Here is a 17208-nt window from a genome sequence, read left to right as displayed (position 1 = left end):
GCAAGCCCTCGTCTCTCCCATCCCAGGAGCATCGATGGGCTAAAGGAATTCACGAACGCAACGTCGCCCGAAGGCGGCGAGCAAGCGAGCCTTTCCCTGCTCCACTTGCTCCAATCTTGCTCCCTCGGGAGGCGAATCGAGGCGAAAAGGCGGGGGAAAACGAGAGCAAGCACGAGAAGCGTCCCGAGCGAAACGTCACGACATGTCGCTCTGACATGCTGCTATATCTTGGCCTGTTACGAGACCGCGAATCCACAGGTCGCAGCTTCGAATCCTGCCATGTGCACCAAAACTTCAAGGGGTCAGACCGACAAGGCCCAACCCCGTTTTCTTTTGGACGGCTTTGCCCAACGCCTGACGAACATAAAAATAAACGAGGCGGTTGAAAAAAACCACCCCGTTTCGCGTATCCGGCCCCCTGTCTGGAAAGGGCACGCCCTCATGTCCAAGCGCCGGACATGGGAACAACGGCTAGGCCAAGACGCGCACCAGGACCACGGTCACGTTGTCCCGGGCCTGCCGGTCCAGGGCGGCCCGAATGAGCCGGCCGCAGGTCCGTTCCGGTCCGTCCGCGCCGTCCCGCCCAAGGAGCGCCGCCAGGGCGTCGGGACTGACCGCATCCGTGAGCCCGTCGGAACACAACAGGAAACTGTCGCCTGGCGCGCAGGCCACGGGGAGGATGTCCGCCTCCACCTCCGAAGACATGCCCAGGGCCCGGTAGATGACGTGGCGCTCGGGACTGCGCGCGGCCTCCTCAGGGGACAGCACTCCCTGCCGCACCTGCGCCATGACCAGGGAATGGTCCTCGCTGCACTGGGCCAGCGCTCCGGCGTGGAAACGGTACAGCCGGCTGTCGCCCACATTGGCCATGACGAAGCCGTCCTCGACGCGGTACAGCCCGACCAGGGTACTGCCCATGCCCGAGGCTCCGGATGCGCCGAAGCGGGCCCGGGAGGCGTCGTGCACGGCCCTGTTGGCCTCGCCCACGGCGCGCTCGAGCCGCCGCGAGGCGGGAAGCCAGGCCGGGGTTCCCGGCGGGGCGTACTCCCGGGTGTCGAAAGGCGACGGCGAGGTCAGCAGCCGGGCCACGGTGGTCACCGCCAATTGGCTGGCCACTTCCCCGGCGGCCAGCCCGCCCATGCCGTCCGCCACGAGAAAGAGCCCCTGGGCGGCATCGACCCAGAAGGCGTCCTCGTTATTGTCCCGGACGCTGCCGCGATCCGTGGCTCCGGCGGCCTCGATCCTCATGGCCGCTCCTTTTCCTCTGGAGCCGTCCCGAGCTTGTCCGCCGCCCGGCGATAAAAGACGTCGTCCTTTCGCGGCATGGTTTCCAGGACCGCGCGCCAGCGCGCCTTGGCCATGGCCCGGTCGCCGAGTCCCTCGTAGACGAGCCCCTCCTCGTAGAGCCGTTTGGCCTCGGCCTCGAGCATGGGCGTCAGTTCGGCCACCTTGGCCTTGGTTTCCTTGGCCTCGGGATAGACTTCGAGCACCTTGACCCACAACGCGTAGGCTTCGGCGTACTTCTTCTGGTTGTAGAGCTTCTGGCCGGCGGAGAAGTCGGGCATGATCCGCTTGACCAGCGCATCCTGGATTTCGGCGGCCTTTTTGCGCGCCGCCGTGCGGGCGGGCTCGCCTTCCTCCTCGCCCAGGCGGCGGTAGAGGAGCATGGCCTTGTACAGGTCGTCGTCTTCGAGCGCCGCCGCGGCCTCGGCATAGAGGCCGGTCAATTCCTGGCGCCTGGAAGCGACCTCCTTGGCCTTTTGCGCGGCCTGACGCTGGTCCGAGGCCTCCCGGGCGTCGATCTTGTCCAGGAACTGCCGCACTTCGACCGCATCCGGAGCCTCGGCCAGGGCGCTTTGCGCCGCCGCCCGCGCCGCCGCCGCATCGCCGGCGGCCAGAAGGCGCTCGGCCTTTTGCAAGTGGGGTCTGGCCCTTTCCAGGGCCTGGGCCGCCTGTTCGCGGCGGCTCTTGTCCTCGGCGGCGCGTCTTTCCTGACCGGCCTGTATCTCGGCCCTCAGGCGCAGGGCTTCGCCGTTTTCGGCGTCGATGGCCAGCAGGGAGTCGAGCCGGGCCAGGGCTTCGCCGTCGCGGCCCTCGTCGTGGAGCCGGCGGGCCTGGATGAGCAGGGTCGAGACCTTGCGCATGTATTCCGAGTCCTGCATGGCCTGCAGCTTGTCCCGTTCGCCCGCGACCACGGCCTCCTGGGGCGACTTGGCCGGCCGGGACAGGAAGAACGAGGCCAGCAGCAAGACGAAAACCCCGAGGCCCGCGCCGATGAGGAACCGCTTCCGGCCAAGCAGGCGCGCCAACCCCGGCGGCAAGGCGAGCCCGCCCTTGGGCTTCGCGAGCACGAAACGCAGCCGGGCCGGCCCAACGGTCAAAATGTCTCCCGTGACCAGGGCCCCGGCCTGGAAAGGGATGCCCTTTTTCAGGGCGGGGTTTTTCGGATTGCGGCTGACGGCCTGCCATCGGCCGCCCCGGCCTTCCAGGCGGAGATGCTCGCGGGAGACGGTGGGATCGTCGATGACGAGGTCGCACCGGGAGGCCCGGCCGACGAGCAGGCGGGACTCGAACCGGTGGATCGCGCCCTGGCCCGGGCCTTCCACAACCTCCACGGCGTTTGGCCCCTTGCCGGAAAAAGCCGGCCGGGGGCGGAATTCCGTGCGGTCCGTCCGGGCCTGGCCAGCGGCCTGACCGTGCTGCGTGGCCGACGATTCCATCATGGCGTCCTTCCCTCCAGCTGCCCCAGTTGCCTGGCGGCGTCCTGGCAGCGCTCGTCGGCGGACTGGCCGCGACAAAGCTCCATCACGAACCGGAAGGACGCCTTGGCCTCGTCGACGCGAGCGTACTTCATGGCGGTGATGCCGTCCCGGTAATGCTTGTCCAGGAGTTGGTCGCGTTCGCTTTCGGCCCGGACCAGCCATTTGGCGGTCTGGGCGTTGCGGGGATCGAGGGCCATGGCCTTCTCCCATGCGTCGATGGCCAGGGCCAGCTGCTTGTTGTTGTAGAAGAACATGGCCTGCCGCGCGAGGTCGTCGGCCTTGTCCACCGCCTCGGGCGTGGGGGCGGCGGCTTCGGCTTCGGGTTCGGGCGCGGTTGCCGGCGAGGGCGACGGTTGCGCCGGGGCAGACGCGGAGACGACGGGGCGCGGAGCCTCGGACTTGGAATAAACGAGCAGCCCGAGCAGGACGAGCAGCCCCGCCAGGACGCCGACGAGCAGAAAAAGCCGCCGCCTGGACCGGCCGCGGGACGGGGACGCGACGCCATCCCGCGCCGGGCCCGCGTTTCCCGGAGGGGCTTCGGGCGACGCAGCCGAGGCGATGACGCACACCGTGCGCCCCAGGCGCAACTCGTCGCCCGGCGCGAGCACCGCCCGCTCCACTCGGACGCCGTTGACGTACAGGCCGTTGGTGCTGCCGGTGTCCGTGACGGTCACGGTCGGGCCGTCCACGACGATGCTGGCGTGGCGACGGGAAGCGCTGGCGTCGTCGGGCTCCAGCGGCAGGCCGCAGGACGTGTCGCGCCCGACGGTCAGCTCACCCTGGGCAAGGGGCAGCTGGCGCACCCGGCCCGACGGATCGCGCACGGTGAGGGTCAAGGCGGCCAGGGGCCGGATGATGGTCAGGTCTTCCCGGCAAGAAGTCATGGGGCCTCCGTAAGACGGATGCGGACGGTGCCGGGCGTGGGGCCCGGCTCCTTGCGCGCCGTCAGGGCACGATTCTCGACGGGACGCGAGGCGTCCTCGGCCGGATCGTCCACGGCCCCGGCCACGGCCGCGAGCACGGCCGCATCGGCCATGGCGGCCAGGAGATGCACGGGAGGGACCAGGTCCCGGGAACGGAGATGCTCCGCGAACGCCGGACTCCAGTCGGTCAAGCGGTAATTGGCCAGATCGAGCTGGCACCAGGTCCCGCCGTCGGTCCCGCTACCGGCCTCGCCGGCCGCCGACGCTCCGGTCGGGGACTCCGGATCGACTGCAGCGGACGACGCCGGGCCGGAGGGGGCGACGGACGCCCGGGGCGGGCCGTCCCGCTCCGCCGCGCCCGTCGGAGAAAGGACCAGAAGCCGCTCCACGGCGTGCTTAAGATCGGCCATTTCCCGGGAGGCGGGCACGACGGCCAATTCGTGGTTCCCGGATTTGAGGGCCACGCCGACATCCTCGGCCATGATCCTTACGGGCCCGAGGGCCAGGCGCAGGAGGAGCCAGGCCGCCGCCGCCCACAGGAGCACCGCCGCCAGCAGTCCCGCCGCCGCCCCGCCGGCCCGGTCCGGGGGCGCAAGCGCCGACTCGGGCCTGTAGGCGACGAGGGCCAGACCGAGCTGGGTATGGCCGTCGCGGATGGGGCAGGCCAGAAAGAGGTTCCCCTCGGGTCCGGTCCAGATGCTCGGCCCGGCCTCCTTGAGCGCCTTGCCGACCTGCGGCTCTCCCAGAACCTTGCCCATGTCCTGGGCCGGGGCCAGCACCTTGCCGTAGGGGTCGGTCACGACGGCCTGGAGCACGCCCTCCTCGGCGGCCACGGAGGCGGTGCGCAACTGATCGAGGAGCTTGGCCCCCAGGGGCACGACGTTCTGCTCGGCCAGAAACCGCGCCAGAAGCGCCCCACGTTGCAGGGCCTCGGTCCTGGCGAAGGCGTCGAGGGCGTGCTGGGCCGGGAGCCAGACCGCCAGAGCGACGCCCAGGGCCAGGACGGCCGTGGCCAGCAGGATGCCCGCGCGCGTGCCGAAGCCGGCTTTCCCTCGCCGCTCCGGGCGCGTCCTCGGGGCGGCCTTGGCCGAGAAGACCAGGCGGAAGCCGCAGATGTCGGCCGTCGCGGCGCGGGTGAAGGTCGTCCTGGCGACCTTCTCGCCGTCCACGAACGTGCCGTTGAGGCTTCCCTGGTCCACGAGCTCCGCGTCGGCCTCGCGCACGCGCAGCAGGGCGTGGCGGGAGGACACGGCCCCGTCGGCCAGGACCGCGGCGTTGTCCGGGGCGCGGCCGATGCCGTGCTCGCCCGGGCCGAGGGTCAGGGTCTCAAGAACCGCGCCGTCGCGTTCGATGCGAAGAGTGACGATCATCGCCTTGGGCCCAAGCCGGTTCCCTGGGGAACCGGGTCAGCGGTTGTAGAGGAATTTCAGCACGAAGGGGCCGAAGACCACGCCGAAGATGATGGGGAACAAAAAGAGCACCATGGGCAGAAGGAGCTTCTGGGCGGCCACGGCCCCGGCCCGCTCGGCGGCCAGGAACCGGTCCTGGCGCATGCGCGCCGCCTGGTCCTTGAGGATGTCGGCGATGGACGAGCCCATTTTCTGGGCCTGGACCAGGATGGAGGCAAACGAATGCATCTCCGGGGTGTCCACCCGGGCGGCCATGAGGGTGAGCGCGTCCTCCATGGACATGCCGAGCGTCACGTTGTGGTGGACCAGGGCCAGCTCGGCCACGAAGGGGTCGCGGCCCGAGGCCAGGTCGCGGATGCGCTTGATGCCGGCCTGGAAGTCGAGGCCGGCCGCGGTGGACAGGGCCAGCATGTCCACCACGTCGGGCATGGAGCGGGTGATGTTTTTCTGGCGCAGGGTCTTTTTGTCGTAGAGCCACCAGTACGGGTAGAGCAGGCCCATGGCCCCGAAGAGCAGGACCGTGGAGGCCTTGGCCTGCAGGGCCAGGCCGAGCAGGCAGAAGATGACGAGCATGGCCGCCTGGAAGGATACGAAGGCCTCCGGCGCGAGGATGCGGTCGATGCCGGCCGTGGTCAGGTAGCGGGCCAGGCGCGCCTTGTAGGCGGGCGGCGTCAGGCGGGCGGCCAGGGGTTCGAGAAAGGCGTAGCCCGGGCGCAGCAGGGCGGCCAGGCCGGCGCTTTCGCCGAGCAGGGCGTCCACGCGGTCGGCCGCGCCCTCCCGTTTAGCGATCTTGCCGCTCCCGCGCGGCAGCAGTCCCCAGACCGCGCCGCCGATGCCGACGGTGAAAAGCAGCAGCCCGATATCCTTGAGCAAAAAGACGTCCATACGTTTCCCCTCTTCAGGCTTCCACCGTGACCCGCAACACTTCCGCCGCCGTGGTCTGGCCCCGGGCCAGCCGGGACAGGGCCGAGGCGCGAAGGCTCCCCATGCCGGCGGCCTCGGCCGCGCGGCGCAGTTCCGTGGCACTGGCCCCGCCGAGGACCAGCCGCTCCATGTCTCCGGTCATGGCGAACACCTCGTAGACGCCGAGCCGGCCGCTGTAGCCGGTGCCGTGGCAGGCCGGGCAGCCGGCGGCCTCGTAGAAGACGGTCCCGGCCGGCAGGACGTCGATCTCCGGAAATCCGCGCGGCGCGGGCGTCTCCCGGCGGCACTGCGGACACAGGCGGCGCACCAGGCGCTGGGCCATGACCGTGACCCGGCATGCCGCCAGCTGGTGCCCGGGCACGCCCATGTTGAGCAGCCGGCTCACCGCCCCGGGCGCGTCGTTGGTGTGCAGGGTGGACAGGACCAGGTGGCCGGTCAGCGCCGCCTTGACGGCGAAATCGGCGGTTTCGGCGTCGCGGATCTCGCCGACCATGATGATGTCGGGGTCCTGGCGCAGAAAGGCGCGCAGGGCCTTGGCGAAGGTCAGGCCCTCCTCGGAGGAGCACGGCGTCTGGGTCGCGCCGTCGAGCTTGTATTCCACAGGGTCCTCGGCCGTGAGGATGTTGACCTCGGGCCGGTTGAGGCGGTCGAGAAAGGCGTAGAGGCTGGTGGTCTTGCCCGAACCCGTGGGCCCCGTGACCAGCAGCAGGCCGTTGGGGGCGTTCAGGGTGGCGCGCACGCGCCCTTCCTCGGCCGCGTCCATGTCCAGGTCGGCCAGGGTCAGGCTCTTCTTGCCCTTGTCCAAAAGCCGCAGCACGATTTTCTGGCCATGCAGCGCCGGCAGGGCCGACACGCGCATGTCCATGGGCCGGGTCGCGGCCAGGGTGAAGTCGATGGCCCCGTCCTGGGGCAGCTCGGCCCGGTCCGGGTCCATGCCCGAAAGCAGCATGAACCGCCTGGCCAGGGCCGCGCCCAAAAGCGGCGGCAGGCGCAGGGCGTCCTGGAGCAGGCCGTCGCGCCGGGCCCGGATGCGCCAGGAGCCGCTTCCCGGCTCCAGGTGGATGTCCGAGGCCGACCCGCCGCCGCCCGTCCCGGCCAGGGCGTCCATGACCGCGCGCACGAGCGCCGTCACCTCCGGGTCCTCGGCCGGATCGCGCAGGCGGACGTGGTCGGCGGCGATGCGCGCCACGGCCTTGGCCGCGCGCGCCGCCTGCTCCTCCATGTCCGCCGAGGGCGTCTCCTCGGGGCTTGGCGGGTCGCGGTACAGGGCCTCGATGGCCCGGGCCAGCCCAGGGCCGTGGCAGACGTAAGGCCTGACGCGGGCGCCGAGCAGGTGCTCGACGCCCGCCAGGCCCGCCACGTCGTCGGGGATGGCCATGACCACGTGGGCCTGCCCGCGCTCGAAGCGCAAGGGCACGGCGGCAAAAGCCACGGCCGCGTCGCGGGGGAACAGGGTCCGGGCCGCCCGGGCGAATTCGGGGTCCACCGCCACCATGGACGGGTCGATGGCCTCCACGCCGAAGACCTCGCGCAGGACGTCGTTGACGGCCTGGGGCGTGATCCTGCCCTGGGCCAGCAGATGGTCGCTGAGAAGCGTCCCCTCGGGCGCGTCCGGGCCGGCGTCGAGGGCGTCCGGCGGCAGGCCGCGCTGGGCGAAGGCCTGCCTGAGGCGCTCGTCGAGCCGTCTTCGGATTTCGGGGTCGGCCATGCCGGTCACATTCCCTGCGGCCGGACTAGTTGCCGACCTGCAACGTGTTGCCGTTGTCGAAGCGGTAGCTGAACTGGGCCTGGAAGCGCGGATCGTACGCACGGTCGAGCCCGGTGCGCAGCAGCCACAATTCGAGGTCGTCGGGGAGTCCCCTGCGCTCTTCCATCGTGGCGGGGATGCCCCGCATGCGGTCGATCTCCCAGCCGTTGCGGAACAGGACCAGGGTGGGCAGCATCTCCAGGCGGTACGGCGCGGGGTCGGCGCTGGTGTCCCAGGCGAAGGCGCAGAATTTGAGCTGTCCCTTGTAGGTCTGGGCCAACCAGCCGAGGAGCTTGTACATTTCCTGGGATTGGGCCGCCTGGGGGTTATGGAAGAGCAGCAGGGTCGGTCCGGGTTCGCGCAGCACTTCCTCGGTATAGTTCTCGGCGGTCACCTGCACGATGTCCGGCGGCGGCGGGGCCTTGCGGGCGCAGGCGCACAGCAGGCAGACGGCGCAGACGGCGAGCAGGCCGACAAGGTTCGGTTTCGCGGGGCGCGGCATGAGATACTCCTTGGCACGTGGTTTCGTTGTCGTCGCAGGGCGCGGGCGGGTCCGGCGACTGGCGGCGCTTGTCAAAACTTCTGCATTTTCGGGGCGCTTTGCTGCTTGATGCTCTGCTGCTTGGCGGCATCCTTGGCGTCGGGAGCGTCCTTGGCCTCGATCTCCTTGGCGTCGGGCTCGTCCTTGGCTTCCATCTCCTGGGCGTCGGGTTCGTCCTGGGCCTCGATTTCCTGCGCTTTGGGCGCGTCCTGGGCCTTGGGGCCGTCCTGGGCCTTGGGCTTGTCCTGGCTTTTGATCTCCTGGGCCCTGGGTTTGTCCTGGGCCTTGATCTCCTGGGCCTGGGGCTTGTCCTGGGAGGTGATTTCCTGGGCCTGGACCTTTTGCGCCCCTCCCGCCTTCTGGGCCTCGAGGGCCTGGGCCTCGGGGGGCTTGAGCGCCTCGATCTTCTGTTTTTCCGAGGCCTTCTGCGCCTCGACCTGCTTGCTTTCCGCGGCCTTTTGGGCCTCGATCTTCTGTTTTTCCGCCGGGGACCGGGCTTCGAGCTTCTGCTGGTCGGGGCCTTCCCGGGCCTCGACGTCGCGCCGGTCCGGAGCCTTCCGCTCGGGGACGGCCTGCTTTTGCGCGGCGCTTGCCGCCTCGACCTTGCGCGCCTGGGGCGCGGCCTGGCGCGTCGGGGCCGCCTGCCGGGACACGTTTTTCTGCCCGGACGCCTCGCGTCCCCTGCCTCCCCCGGACGCCTTGGCCGGTGCACCCTGGGCCGGGCCGGGGACCAGCAGCTGTCCCTGGGGCGTCTCCTTGATCTCCATGCGCGGCGGCCCCTGGGCCGCCTGGCCGGACTTGCCGCCGGCGGAGCGCACGCCCCGGTCCACGGCCCGGGTGAGGGATTTGTCCCCTTGCGGCGTCTGCGCCCGGGGCTCGGCGGCAAGGCCGACCAGGACCATCAGGACCGCGCATCCCAGCCACGCCGGCGTCAGGCGGCAGCACCACGCCATGGCGACCTCCCTAGACCTTCACCTTGACGATGCGCAGCATGAGCGAAAGCCCCACGACTTCCATAAGGGCCATGCCCAGGAGCATGAGCCAGCCGCCGAAGGTGGTGAAGAAAAGCGAAATGGATTTGGGGTCGAGCTGGTACAGGACGACGCCGAGCACCACCGGCAGGGCGGCCAGGAAATAGGCCTGGGTCTCGCCTTCGGCGGTCATGGCCCGGATCTTCTTCATGACCCGCTTGCGCTCCTGGATGGTCGCCGCCAGGGTGTCGAAGATCTCCGTCAGGTTGCCGCCGGTCTCCCGCAGGATGACGACGGAATTGGCGAAGATGCGGGAGTCGGGCGAATCCACCCGCTCGGCCAAGTGGCGCAGGGTATCGCTCAGGTCCGCGCCCAGGCGGTGTTCCTTGAGCAGCAGCCCGAACTCCTGGGACAGGGGCGCGGGGGCTTTTTGCGCCGTGAGGTCCAGGGCCTGGAGCAGGCTGAAGCCGGCCCGCAGGGCGTTGGCCGTCATGACCAGCCCGTCGGCCAGCTGGGTCTCGAACTGCCCGGCCCGCCGCCGCCGCAGGAGGCGCACGCCGAGCTCGGGCAGACGCCAGGCGGCCCAGGCGAAGGCCGCCATGGTGAACAGGCGCAGGAAAAGGTGGGAGAAAAGCCCCGCCGTGGGCGGATAGATGTCCGCCGGGGACAGCGGCAGCCGTTCCACGGCCCGGGCCCGGGACTGGGCGAAGGCCTGCTTGGCCGTCTCGCCCCGAAGGCCGTAGACCGTGGCCAGGTTGGCCTGGGCCTTGGCGTAGTTGGGCGCAAGGTCCACGGCCCTGGCGAAGGCTTTCTCGGCCAGGTCGAGGTTGCCCGTGGCCAGGTAGGCCACGCCCATCTCGTTGTGGGCCAGGGCCGAGGCCGAGGATTCGTAGCGGGAAAGCGCGGCCAGGGCGCCTTCGTAATTGCCTTCCCGGTTGAGCTGCACGGCCTGGTCGATGGCGTGGCGTTCGATCTCCGTGGCCGCCCCGGGCAGAAGGAATCCCGCGACGCCGCCAAAAAGGACCAGGACGACGACGGCCGTCCTGACCGTCCGGGCCGGAACCGGGATGAACATGTCATCGAGGCGGGCCACCAGGGCCTGGACCTTGGCGTCCAGGGGCGAAAGCCGCCCCAAGGGGCCGGCGGCCGTCAGCGCGGAGAGCCACAGCCAGAACGTGAACCAGAACAGGGCGAGAAGCAGCAGGAACAACAGCAGCAGCATCATCGCCGCGCCTCCCCCGCCCCCGTGGCGGCGGTCCAGAAGATCTCCCGCGGCACGCTCACGCCGCGATCCTCGAAATCGGCCAGGCAGCGGGGAATGTAGCCCGTGGCCACATAGGCCCCCTGCACCGACTGGGGCGTGGGCGCGCCCTCCTGGCGGAAGACGAAGACGTCGCCCAGGGTCACGACGTCGCCTTCCATGCCGGTCACCTCGGCCAGCTGCACCATGCGCCGCTTGCCGTCCTTGAACCGCTTGATCTGGATGATGAGGTCGATGGCCCCCACGACCTGCTCGCGGATGGTCTTCGGGGTCAGCTCGTAGCCGGCGTACATGACCAGGGTCTCCAGGCGGCTCAAGGCCTCCCGGGCGCTGTTGGCGTGGATGGTGGTCAGCGACCCGTCGTGGCCGGTGTTCATGGCCTGGAGCATGTCCAGCGCCTCGGCCCCGCGGCACTCGCCGACCACGATGCGGTCCGGGCGCATGCGCAGGCAGTTGCGCACCAGGTCGCGGATGGTCACCTCGCCCTTGCCCTCGATGTTGGGCGGCCGCCCTTCCAGGGTGATGACGTGGGGCTGCTGCAGCTTGAGCTCGGCCGAATCCTCCACGGTGACGATGCGCTCGTCGACGGGAATGAACCCCGACAGGATGTTGAGCAGCGTGGTCTTGCCGGAGCCCGTGCCGCCGGAGATGAGGATGTTGAGCCGGGCCAGAACCGCGGCCTGGAGGAAGGCCTCCATCTGGGGCGACAGCGTGCCGAGGCCGATGAGGTCCTGGCAGGACAGCTTTTTTTCCGGAAACTTGCGGATGGTCAGGGCCGCGCCCTTGATGGCCAGGGGCGGGATGATGGCGTTGACCCGCGAGCCGTCGGCCAGGCGCGCGTCCACCATGGGCGTGGCCGTGTCGATCTTGCGCCCGAGCGGCGCGACGATGCGCTCGATGACCCGCATGAGGTGCGGCTCGGACAGGAACCGGCGTTCGGTGGTCTCGATGCGGCCGGCGCGCTCCACGTAGATGACGTCATGGCTGTTGACCATGATTTCGGAGATCGACGGGTCGGCCAGCAGGTCCTCCAGCAGCCCCAGCCCGAGGACGTCCTGGAGCAGCTCCGCGACCAGGCGGTCGCGGCCCTCGCGGGAGCGCAGCCCCGTGTTCTCGTCGATGAGCAGGATGATGTGCCGGGTGACCTCCTGGCGCAGTTCCTCGCGCTTGGCCGGGTCCTGGCCGATCTCCATGTCGGCGTACTTGAGGTCGAACGTTTCCAGCAGGCGCTTGTGGATGTCGCGCTTGACCGCGTCGAGGTCGGGCGCGGCCTCCGGGGGCTCCTGCCGCCCGCTGTCGTCGGGCGCGACCCGGGCCTGGCCGTTGCGGGCGACCAGGGCGTGGGCCAGGGCGTCGAAGGCCTTGGTCATCTCGTGGCGGGGGTAGTCGCCGGGATAGGTCTTTCCCCCGGCCAGGCCGGACGGGGCGTTGCGGTCGTAGGGGATGCGGCCGAAGGCCTCCCGGCCCAGGGCCTGCTCCATGGCCTGGGCGGAAATCCGCTCGTCCTCGCCCACGCGGTTGAGCACGCACCGCACCGCCTGGCGGGAATAGTTGCACTGCCGCAGGAAGTCGAGGTCGGCCAGGGCGTGGGCCATGTCCAGGGAATCGGGCGCGGCCGGCACCAGGATGGCCTCGGACAGGTCGAGCAGCCGGGCCTCGGCCGGACCGAAGCCGTGCCCGAGGTCGGCCACGACCCAGCCATAGACGGCCAGCAGCCGGGAAACCAGCGCGGCCAGGGCCTCGGGCGGGGGCGGCACGACCGCCGCCGCGCGGCGCGGTCCGAAAAGGGCCAGCACGTCCAGGCCGCTTTTGTGGCTGGTGGCGAAGGACTTGAGCATGGACGGAGCCAGCCGGTCGGCCGTGGGCAGAAGGGCTTCCAGGGTGTTGACCGATGCAAGTCCCAACGCCTGTCCCGCGTCCATGGAGAACGGACAGCCGAGATCCAGGAGCAGCACCGTGTCGCGGGTCTCCAGAAGCAGGTCCACGGCCAGGTTGACGGCCAAAAACGTCCTGCCGACGCCGCCCCGGGAGGCGTAAAACGAAACGAGTCTGCCGGGCATGGCCGTCCGCGTCAGTTGCCCTGCTTGCGCAGGCGGTCGAGGTCTTTTTTCTTGAACGACTCCTGCACCTTGCCTTTCATGTCCCCCAGCGCCTGCCCGGGCTGTGAGACGACGCTCGGGGTGATGAAGACCACCACCTCCCAGCCGTCCGCGCCGGCCTTGGTGCGGCGGTTGAGCTGGAGCAGGCTTTGCTGGTTGTCCGGAGGCGACAGGGACAGGGCTTCCAGCTCGCGCTGGCCGATGAGCCCGCCAAGGACGATGCTCTGGCCCGAAGCGACGTTGAGCGCCGTGGACAGGTTGTTGGTGCTGACGGTGGGCGCGCCGGTGGTGGCGTTTTCGGAAATGATGGAGCTCGATTCGACGTGGATCGAGGTGTCGATGTTGCTCAAGGGGTCGATGTTGGGCGAGACGTTGAGCGTCATGCCGATCTTTTTGTATTCCACGCCCATGGTGCCGAGGCTCTGGGCCACGGAGATGGGGACCTCGGTGCCGGCGAAGAACTTGGCCTCGCCGCCCTGCTTGGTGATGACCGCCTGGTTCATGAGCGAGCGCCCCTGCCCTTCGTCCTGGATGCGGCGCATCTTGGGCAGAAGGCTCGACAGGGTGCCGGTCACGGTGGAGGCGATGGAGGCGTTTTTCTCGGAATCGTAGTTGGCCGTGGCGTCGAGTGTGCCGAGCGGGTTCCAGTGCACGCCCAGGTCGCGCAGGGCGGTCTTGGACAGCTCCATGATCTGCATGGTCACTTCGATCAGTTCGGGCTTGCGGTAGGGCTTGGGCGGCTCGGGCGCGACCCGCAGGGTGTTGACCACGCTCTTGGAGTACAGGGAGGCGATCTTCTGGGCCCGCTCGATGTCCTCGGCGGCGCTGACCGTGCCGTCGAGGATGAAGGCGTTGCGCACGGCCTTGACCGCCACGCCGGGCCGGTTGATCTCCTTCTTGATCTGGTCGCTCAGGATGCGCTTCATGACCGGGCTCATGTCCACCTGGTTGACGGCCCCGGTCATGGCGGCCAGGGTGGCGGCCACCTTGTCGTAGTGCTCGGCGCTGTAGACCTCGCCGGACACCACGATGCGCCCGCCGAGCACCGTCACCGTCACGCCTTCCATGCCGGCGAACATCTCGCGCAGGGCGGCGGCCTCGTCGTCCAGGGTGCCGGAGCGCACGCGCACCTGGTATTCCCTCTGCTGGCCGGCCGTGCCCAGGATGATGAGGTTGGACTGGCCGGATTTCTTGGCGTTGACCAGCATGGACATGTCCGAGGTCCTGGCCACGCCGAGCACCTCCGGGTCGCCCACGGCGACCTTGTCCACGGCGAAGCCGGGTTCCAGGGGGATGCTCTGGCCCGCGGCCATTTCCATGCGGGTCGGCTCCTCGGCCCATGCCGGCCCGGCCAGTAACAACAGGGCGACGAGCAGGGCGGCCATGGCTGCGCCCGGGCGCGCAAGTGACGTCCGATTCATGTTTGCTCAAACCTCGCGGGAATGGTTGCGTTCTTCGTACCGGTTTGCCGACGACGCGAAGGGACCCGTGGGCCGCGCTAACGCATCTGGAATTCCTCGCTGCCCCGAAATTCCGTCCAGACCGGCCGGGCGCGGGGCATCACCGTCTTCTCCGTGCCGAGCACCTGCTGGGCGTTGACGTTGGCCAGGGGCAGCGGCGGCTCGGCCTTTTGCCAGCTGCTGCGCAGGGCCACGGACAGGCTGCCGATCTCCTGGGCCAGGGCCGTCTTCTGCACATCTTCCGCGCCCAGGGCCAGGGTGAGGGTGCGCACGGCGTCCTGGCTTTTCTGGTTTTCCGGCGACACGCCGGAGGCCAGCCCGCCTGCGGCCTGCTGGCTGGTGACGACCCGGGGGCCGGCCCCGGCCGTGGAGCGCTGGTTCACGGCCAGCACCAGGATGTTCTGCAGGAGCACCCGCGCGATGGAGCCCTCGGCGACGGCCTTGCCCTGCTGCATGGAGCCGGTCTGCGCCGTGACCAGGACGTCCACGAAGTCGCCGGGCCGCACCAGTCCGGCCACGGCCGTGACGTCGTTGACCGCGATGCTGTAAGCGCGCTTGTCGGCCGGAATCTTGCGGGCCACCCCCTCCTCGGCCGCCGGCCGGAAAAACGAGTCCAGCACCTGGGAGCCCTTGAGCATGGGCACGGCCGCCACCCGGTCCAACACCTCGGCCGGGCGGGTCAGGGCTCCGGGCTGGACGAACTTCTTGGGCACCTCGACTGTTTCCACGAAGGTTTCGTCGAGCAGCACGCCCTCGGGGATGTCCTTGGCGGCCACCACCACCTTGATGGGCGTGGCCAGGGACAGCAGTTCCTTCTCCTGCTTGTAGATGTAGGAATAGACCAGCAACAGGGCGAAAAGGGCCACGCCCAGGGAGATGAGGACCAGTCGGGATTTGCTCATGACGCCTACTCGCTTATCTTGCGTTTGCGGTAGTAACAGAAGTATTCGCTCTCGGTCCTTCCCGTGTAGCTGCCGCCGTAGCCGATGAGCCTAAGCGGCACGCGTATGGGGTTTTCCCCGAGCTTCTCGCCGATGACGCCCGGCACCTTGAGGGTGGCCTCGGCCTTCTTCTCGACGCGCCGGAAGGAATCCCCGGCGATCTTGTCCAGTTCCTTGCGCAGGTCGTACCGCAGCTCTTCCTCGGTACGGGCCATGTTCTCGTAGAGCGTGCGGCCCCACAAAAAGAACATGAGCGCGAACGACAGCCAAAAGAGCATGAAGGCCGCCTCGATCATGGCCTGGCCCCGCTGGTCCCGCCCCAGACGGGACGGCTTTCCGCCCGGACGGCGCATGGCGTCCGCCCCTCGCCCCGCGCCGCCGACGCCGGGAAGAACGTCTTTCCTGGACGACATGCCTGCATAACCCCACAGCATCTTGGGCAACATCGATATTCCTCGAGGGTTCGACACTAGTGCAGCACGTCGTCCAGATCGGAGACGTCCGGCTTCGGCTGCAACTTGGCCAACCTGACCAGGACCGGCTTGTACTTCGGCTTGCCATCCTCCACGTTTCCTCCGGTGGGCATGGCCGCGGCATAGGCCGTCATCTGCTTCATGCTGCCGAAGACCGAGCCGGCCACCACGAAATCCTTGGACTCCTGGACCAGCTTGAAGGCGGCGTAGGTCATTGGTGTCTTTTTCTTGGAGATCTTGTATTCGAACTGGGCGGTGCCGGTCGCCTGGGCCAGGCCGCAGGTGGCGGTGGGCGTTGCCCCCATGTGGGTGCCGAAGTGCTTCTTGTCCCCGGCCATGGCGTCCGACCAGTTCAGGGCCACGACGATCGGGCACAGGGGCGGCTCGCTCTGGGAGGCGACGTAGGAGTAGGACTGTGTCTTGGTTTTCGTCTCGTACTCCATGAGTTTGCCGGGTTTGTTCAGACTGGACTTGGGATTGATCGATTCAATGGTGACGTTTTTTATGCCTATGGAGTCCAGATTCGCCTTCTTGACCGCCTTGGCGATGGTCATGGCCTTGTCGGCGTAATACGTGTTGGCTTCCTTTTGATAGTTGCGCAGATTCTTGAAGACGTCCTTGTAGTAGTTCACGGCGGAATTGGCCGTGCTCTGATTCTCCCAGGGTATCGACATGCTCAACTCCATGACGGTCTTGGCGATGGTGTAGACATAGTCCTTGCTCCAGAAATTGACTTCCGCGATCTCGTTGAGCCCGGCCGCCTGCACGGCGGCCGCGGACAGGGCGCAGGCGTCGGCCGTGTTCTGCAGCCGGATCTTCTCGAACACGAGCTGGCCGATGTTGAGCGTCAAAAAGACCATGACCATGAGCGTCGGCAGCAGCAGGGCCACGAACACCGTGACCGAACCGCGTTGGTCGCCCGGGCGCTTGGGGAATCGTCTCATGGCCTTACCGCGCCTTGTTGTCCCCGGAGGGCGCGGGTTCCTTGAACGTCTTGACCGAATGACTGATGGTGAAGGTCTCGCTCGTGCCGAAAAGCGTGCCCACGGCCTTGGGCAGATCGATGGTCTTTTCCATGCTGACCTTGTCCGATCCGGTTTTGAGCGTGTAATCCTCGTCGATCTTGGACGCGGCCGTATCGGCCGAACCGCCCACGGCGTGGACCCGGGAGGCCACGAACGCGGCGTAGCGCAACCGGGAGTGGGCCAGGAAAATCTCCGCTATATTCATGTAGGCCACGAAGAAGAACAGGATGAACATGAGGGCGAAGGCGAATTCGATGGTCGCCGCCCCGGCCTCGCCGCGCCGGAAACGCCTGCGGCCTCGGGACCGCAGGGCCGCGTCCGCGCCCGCGCCCGCCCGGCCGGCCCCCCCTCCGGCGCTCCGCCCGGGGATGCCCCTGGCGATCCGAAAGGGGACCGCCTGGCCCAAGGCCCTGGACAGCAGCTTCATTTGCTGTCCAATCCTGCGGTTTCCTTTACCTTCTTGACCACGTCCTTGAAGAACTCCTTGAGCGGATCGAACATGTAGGTGGCGGCCGCGATGATGCCGATGACGATGACGGCGATAAGCAGGGCGTATTCCACCGTGGTCGCGCCCTGCTCGTCGCGCAGGCGGCGCTTGAACCCATCGATGCAATTGCGCGTCTTCACGTACAGGGCGAGGCAGAAGTCGTTGAGGCGTTCCATGGATGTCTC

At 68.7% G+C, this 17208-nt stretch carries 16 protein-coding genes; all 16 read right to left on the bottom strand.

Features of this window, described 5'->3' with window-relative positions; translation table 11 throughout:
• Window positions 1-471: 471 nt before the first annotated feature.
• Complete coding sequence (locus Q1K70_RS04475) at window positions 472-1248, bottom strand: protein phosphatase 2C domain-containing protein (protein ID WP_300156273.1); 777 nt, start codon at window positions 1246-1248, stop codon at window positions 472-474.
• Window positions 1245-2723, bottom strand: coding sequence for an FHA domain-containing protein (locus Q1K70_RS04470; RefSeq protein WP_300156271.1), 1479 nt, complete (start codon window positions 2721-2723; stop codon window positions 1245-1247). Before Q1K70_RS04470 ends, Q1K70_RS04475 begins: the two co-directional genes overlap by 4 nt.
• Window positions 2720-3646, bottom strand: coding sequence for an FHA domain-containing protein (locus Q1K70_RS04465; RefSeq protein ID WP_300156269.1), 927 nt, complete (start codon window positions 3644-3646; stop codon window positions 2720-2722). Before Q1K70_RS04465 ends, Q1K70_RS04470 begins: the two co-directional genes overlap by 4 nt.
• Window positions 3643-5055, bottom strand: a complete 1413-nt coding sequence (locus Q1K70_RS04460; RefSeq protein ID WP_300156267.1) for an FHA domain-containing protein — start codon at window positions 5053-5055, stop codon at window positions 3643-3645. Before Q1K70_RS04460 ends, Q1K70_RS04465 begins: the two co-directional genes overlap by 4 nt.
• A 36-nt stretch (window positions 5056-5091) precedes the next feature.
• Window positions 5092-5979, bottom strand: coding sequence for a type II secretion system F family protein (locus tag Q1K70_RS04455; protein WP_300156265.1), 888 nt, complete (start codon window positions 5977-5979; stop codon window positions 5092-5094).
• A gap of 13 nt (window positions 5980-5992) precedes the next feature.
• Window positions 5993-7726 (bottom strand): GspE/PulE family protein, encoded by a 1734-nt coding sequence (locus tag Q1K70_RS04450; RefSeq protein ID WP_300156263.1) that lies wholly within the window; start codon window positions 7724-7726, stop codon window positions 5993-5995.
• Window positions 7727-7751: 25 nt separating this feature from the next.
• Window positions 7752-8267 (bottom strand): thioredoxin domain-containing protein, encoded by a 516-nt coding sequence (locus tag Q1K70_RS04445; protein ID WP_300156261.1) that lies wholly within the window; start codon window positions 8265-8267, stop codon window positions 7752-7754.
• Window positions 8268-8338: 71 nt separating this feature from the next.
• Entirely contained in the window at window positions 8339-9259 is a 921-nt protein-coding gene (locus tag Q1K70_RS04440; RefSeq protein WP_300156259.1) for a hypothetical protein, read from the bottom strand.
• A 10-nt stretch (window positions 9260-9269) separates the two neighbouring features.
• Window positions 9270-10502: a type II secretion system F family protein gene (locus Q1K70_RS04435; protein ID WP_300156257.1), complete on the bottom strand. Its 1233-nt coding sequence runs from the start codon at window positions 10500-10502 to the stop codon at window positions 9270-9272.
• Window positions 10499-12598 carry an ATPase, T2SS/T4P/T4SS family gene (locus Q1K70_RS04430; RefSeq protein ID WP_300156255.1) on the bottom strand — a complete coding sequence of 700 codons (2100 nt, stop codon included), beginning with the start codon at window positions 12596-12598 and terminating at the stop codon, window positions 10499-10501. Before Q1K70_RS04430 ends, Q1K70_RS04435 begins: the two co-directional genes overlap by 4 nt.
• A gap of 11 nt (window positions 12599-12609) precedes the next feature.
• Window positions 12610-14022 (bottom strand): pilus assembly protein N-terminal domain-containing protein, encoded by a 1413-nt coding sequence (locus Q1K70_RS04425; protein ID WP_300156253.1) that lies wholly within the window; start codon window positions 14020-14022, stop codon window positions 12610-12612.
• 113 nt (window positions 14023-14135) lie between these two features.
• A complete protein-coding gene (gene cpaB / locus Q1K70_RS04420; RefSeq protein ID WP_300156251.1) occupies window positions 14136-14999 on the bottom strand; it encodes a Flp pilus assembly protein CpaB in 864 nt (287 codons plus the stop codon).
• A gap of 5 nt (window positions 15000-15004) precedes the next feature.
• Complete coding sequence (locus Q1K70_RS04415; protein WP_300156249.1) at window positions 15005-15391, bottom strand: hypothetical protein; 387 nt, start codon at window positions 15389-15391, stop codon at window positions 15005-15007.
• Between the two features lie 116 nt (window positions 15392-15507).
• Window positions 15508-16455, bottom strand: coding sequence for a Tad domain-containing protein (locus Q1K70_RS04410; protein ID WP_300156247.1), 948 nt, complete (start codon window positions 16453-16455; stop codon window positions 15508-15510).
• Window positions 16456-16459: 4 nt separating this feature from the next.
• Entirely contained in the window at window positions 16460-16963 is a 504-nt protein-coding gene (locus Q1K70_RS04405) for a TadE family protein (RefSeq protein ID WP_300156244.1), read from the bottom strand.
• Window positions 16960-17199, bottom strand: a complete 240-nt coding sequence (locus tag Q1K70_RS04400; protein ID WP_300156242.1) for a Flp family type IVb pilin — start codon at window positions 17197-17199, stop codon at window positions 16960-16962. The genes Q1K70_RS04405 and Q1K70_RS04400 overlap by 4 nt, the downstream gene beginning before the upstream one ends.
• Window positions 17200-17208 lie beyond the last annotated feature (9 nt).

The sequence above is a fragment of the Solidesulfovibrio sp. genome, from assembly GCF_029978005.1.
In the GTDB taxonomy this organism is placed as follows: domain Bacteria; phylum Desulfobacterota; class Desulfovibrionia; order Desulfovibrionales; family Desulfovibrionaceae; genus Solidesulfovibrio.
This window is presented reverse-complemented; position numbering and strand designations above follow the sequence as displayed.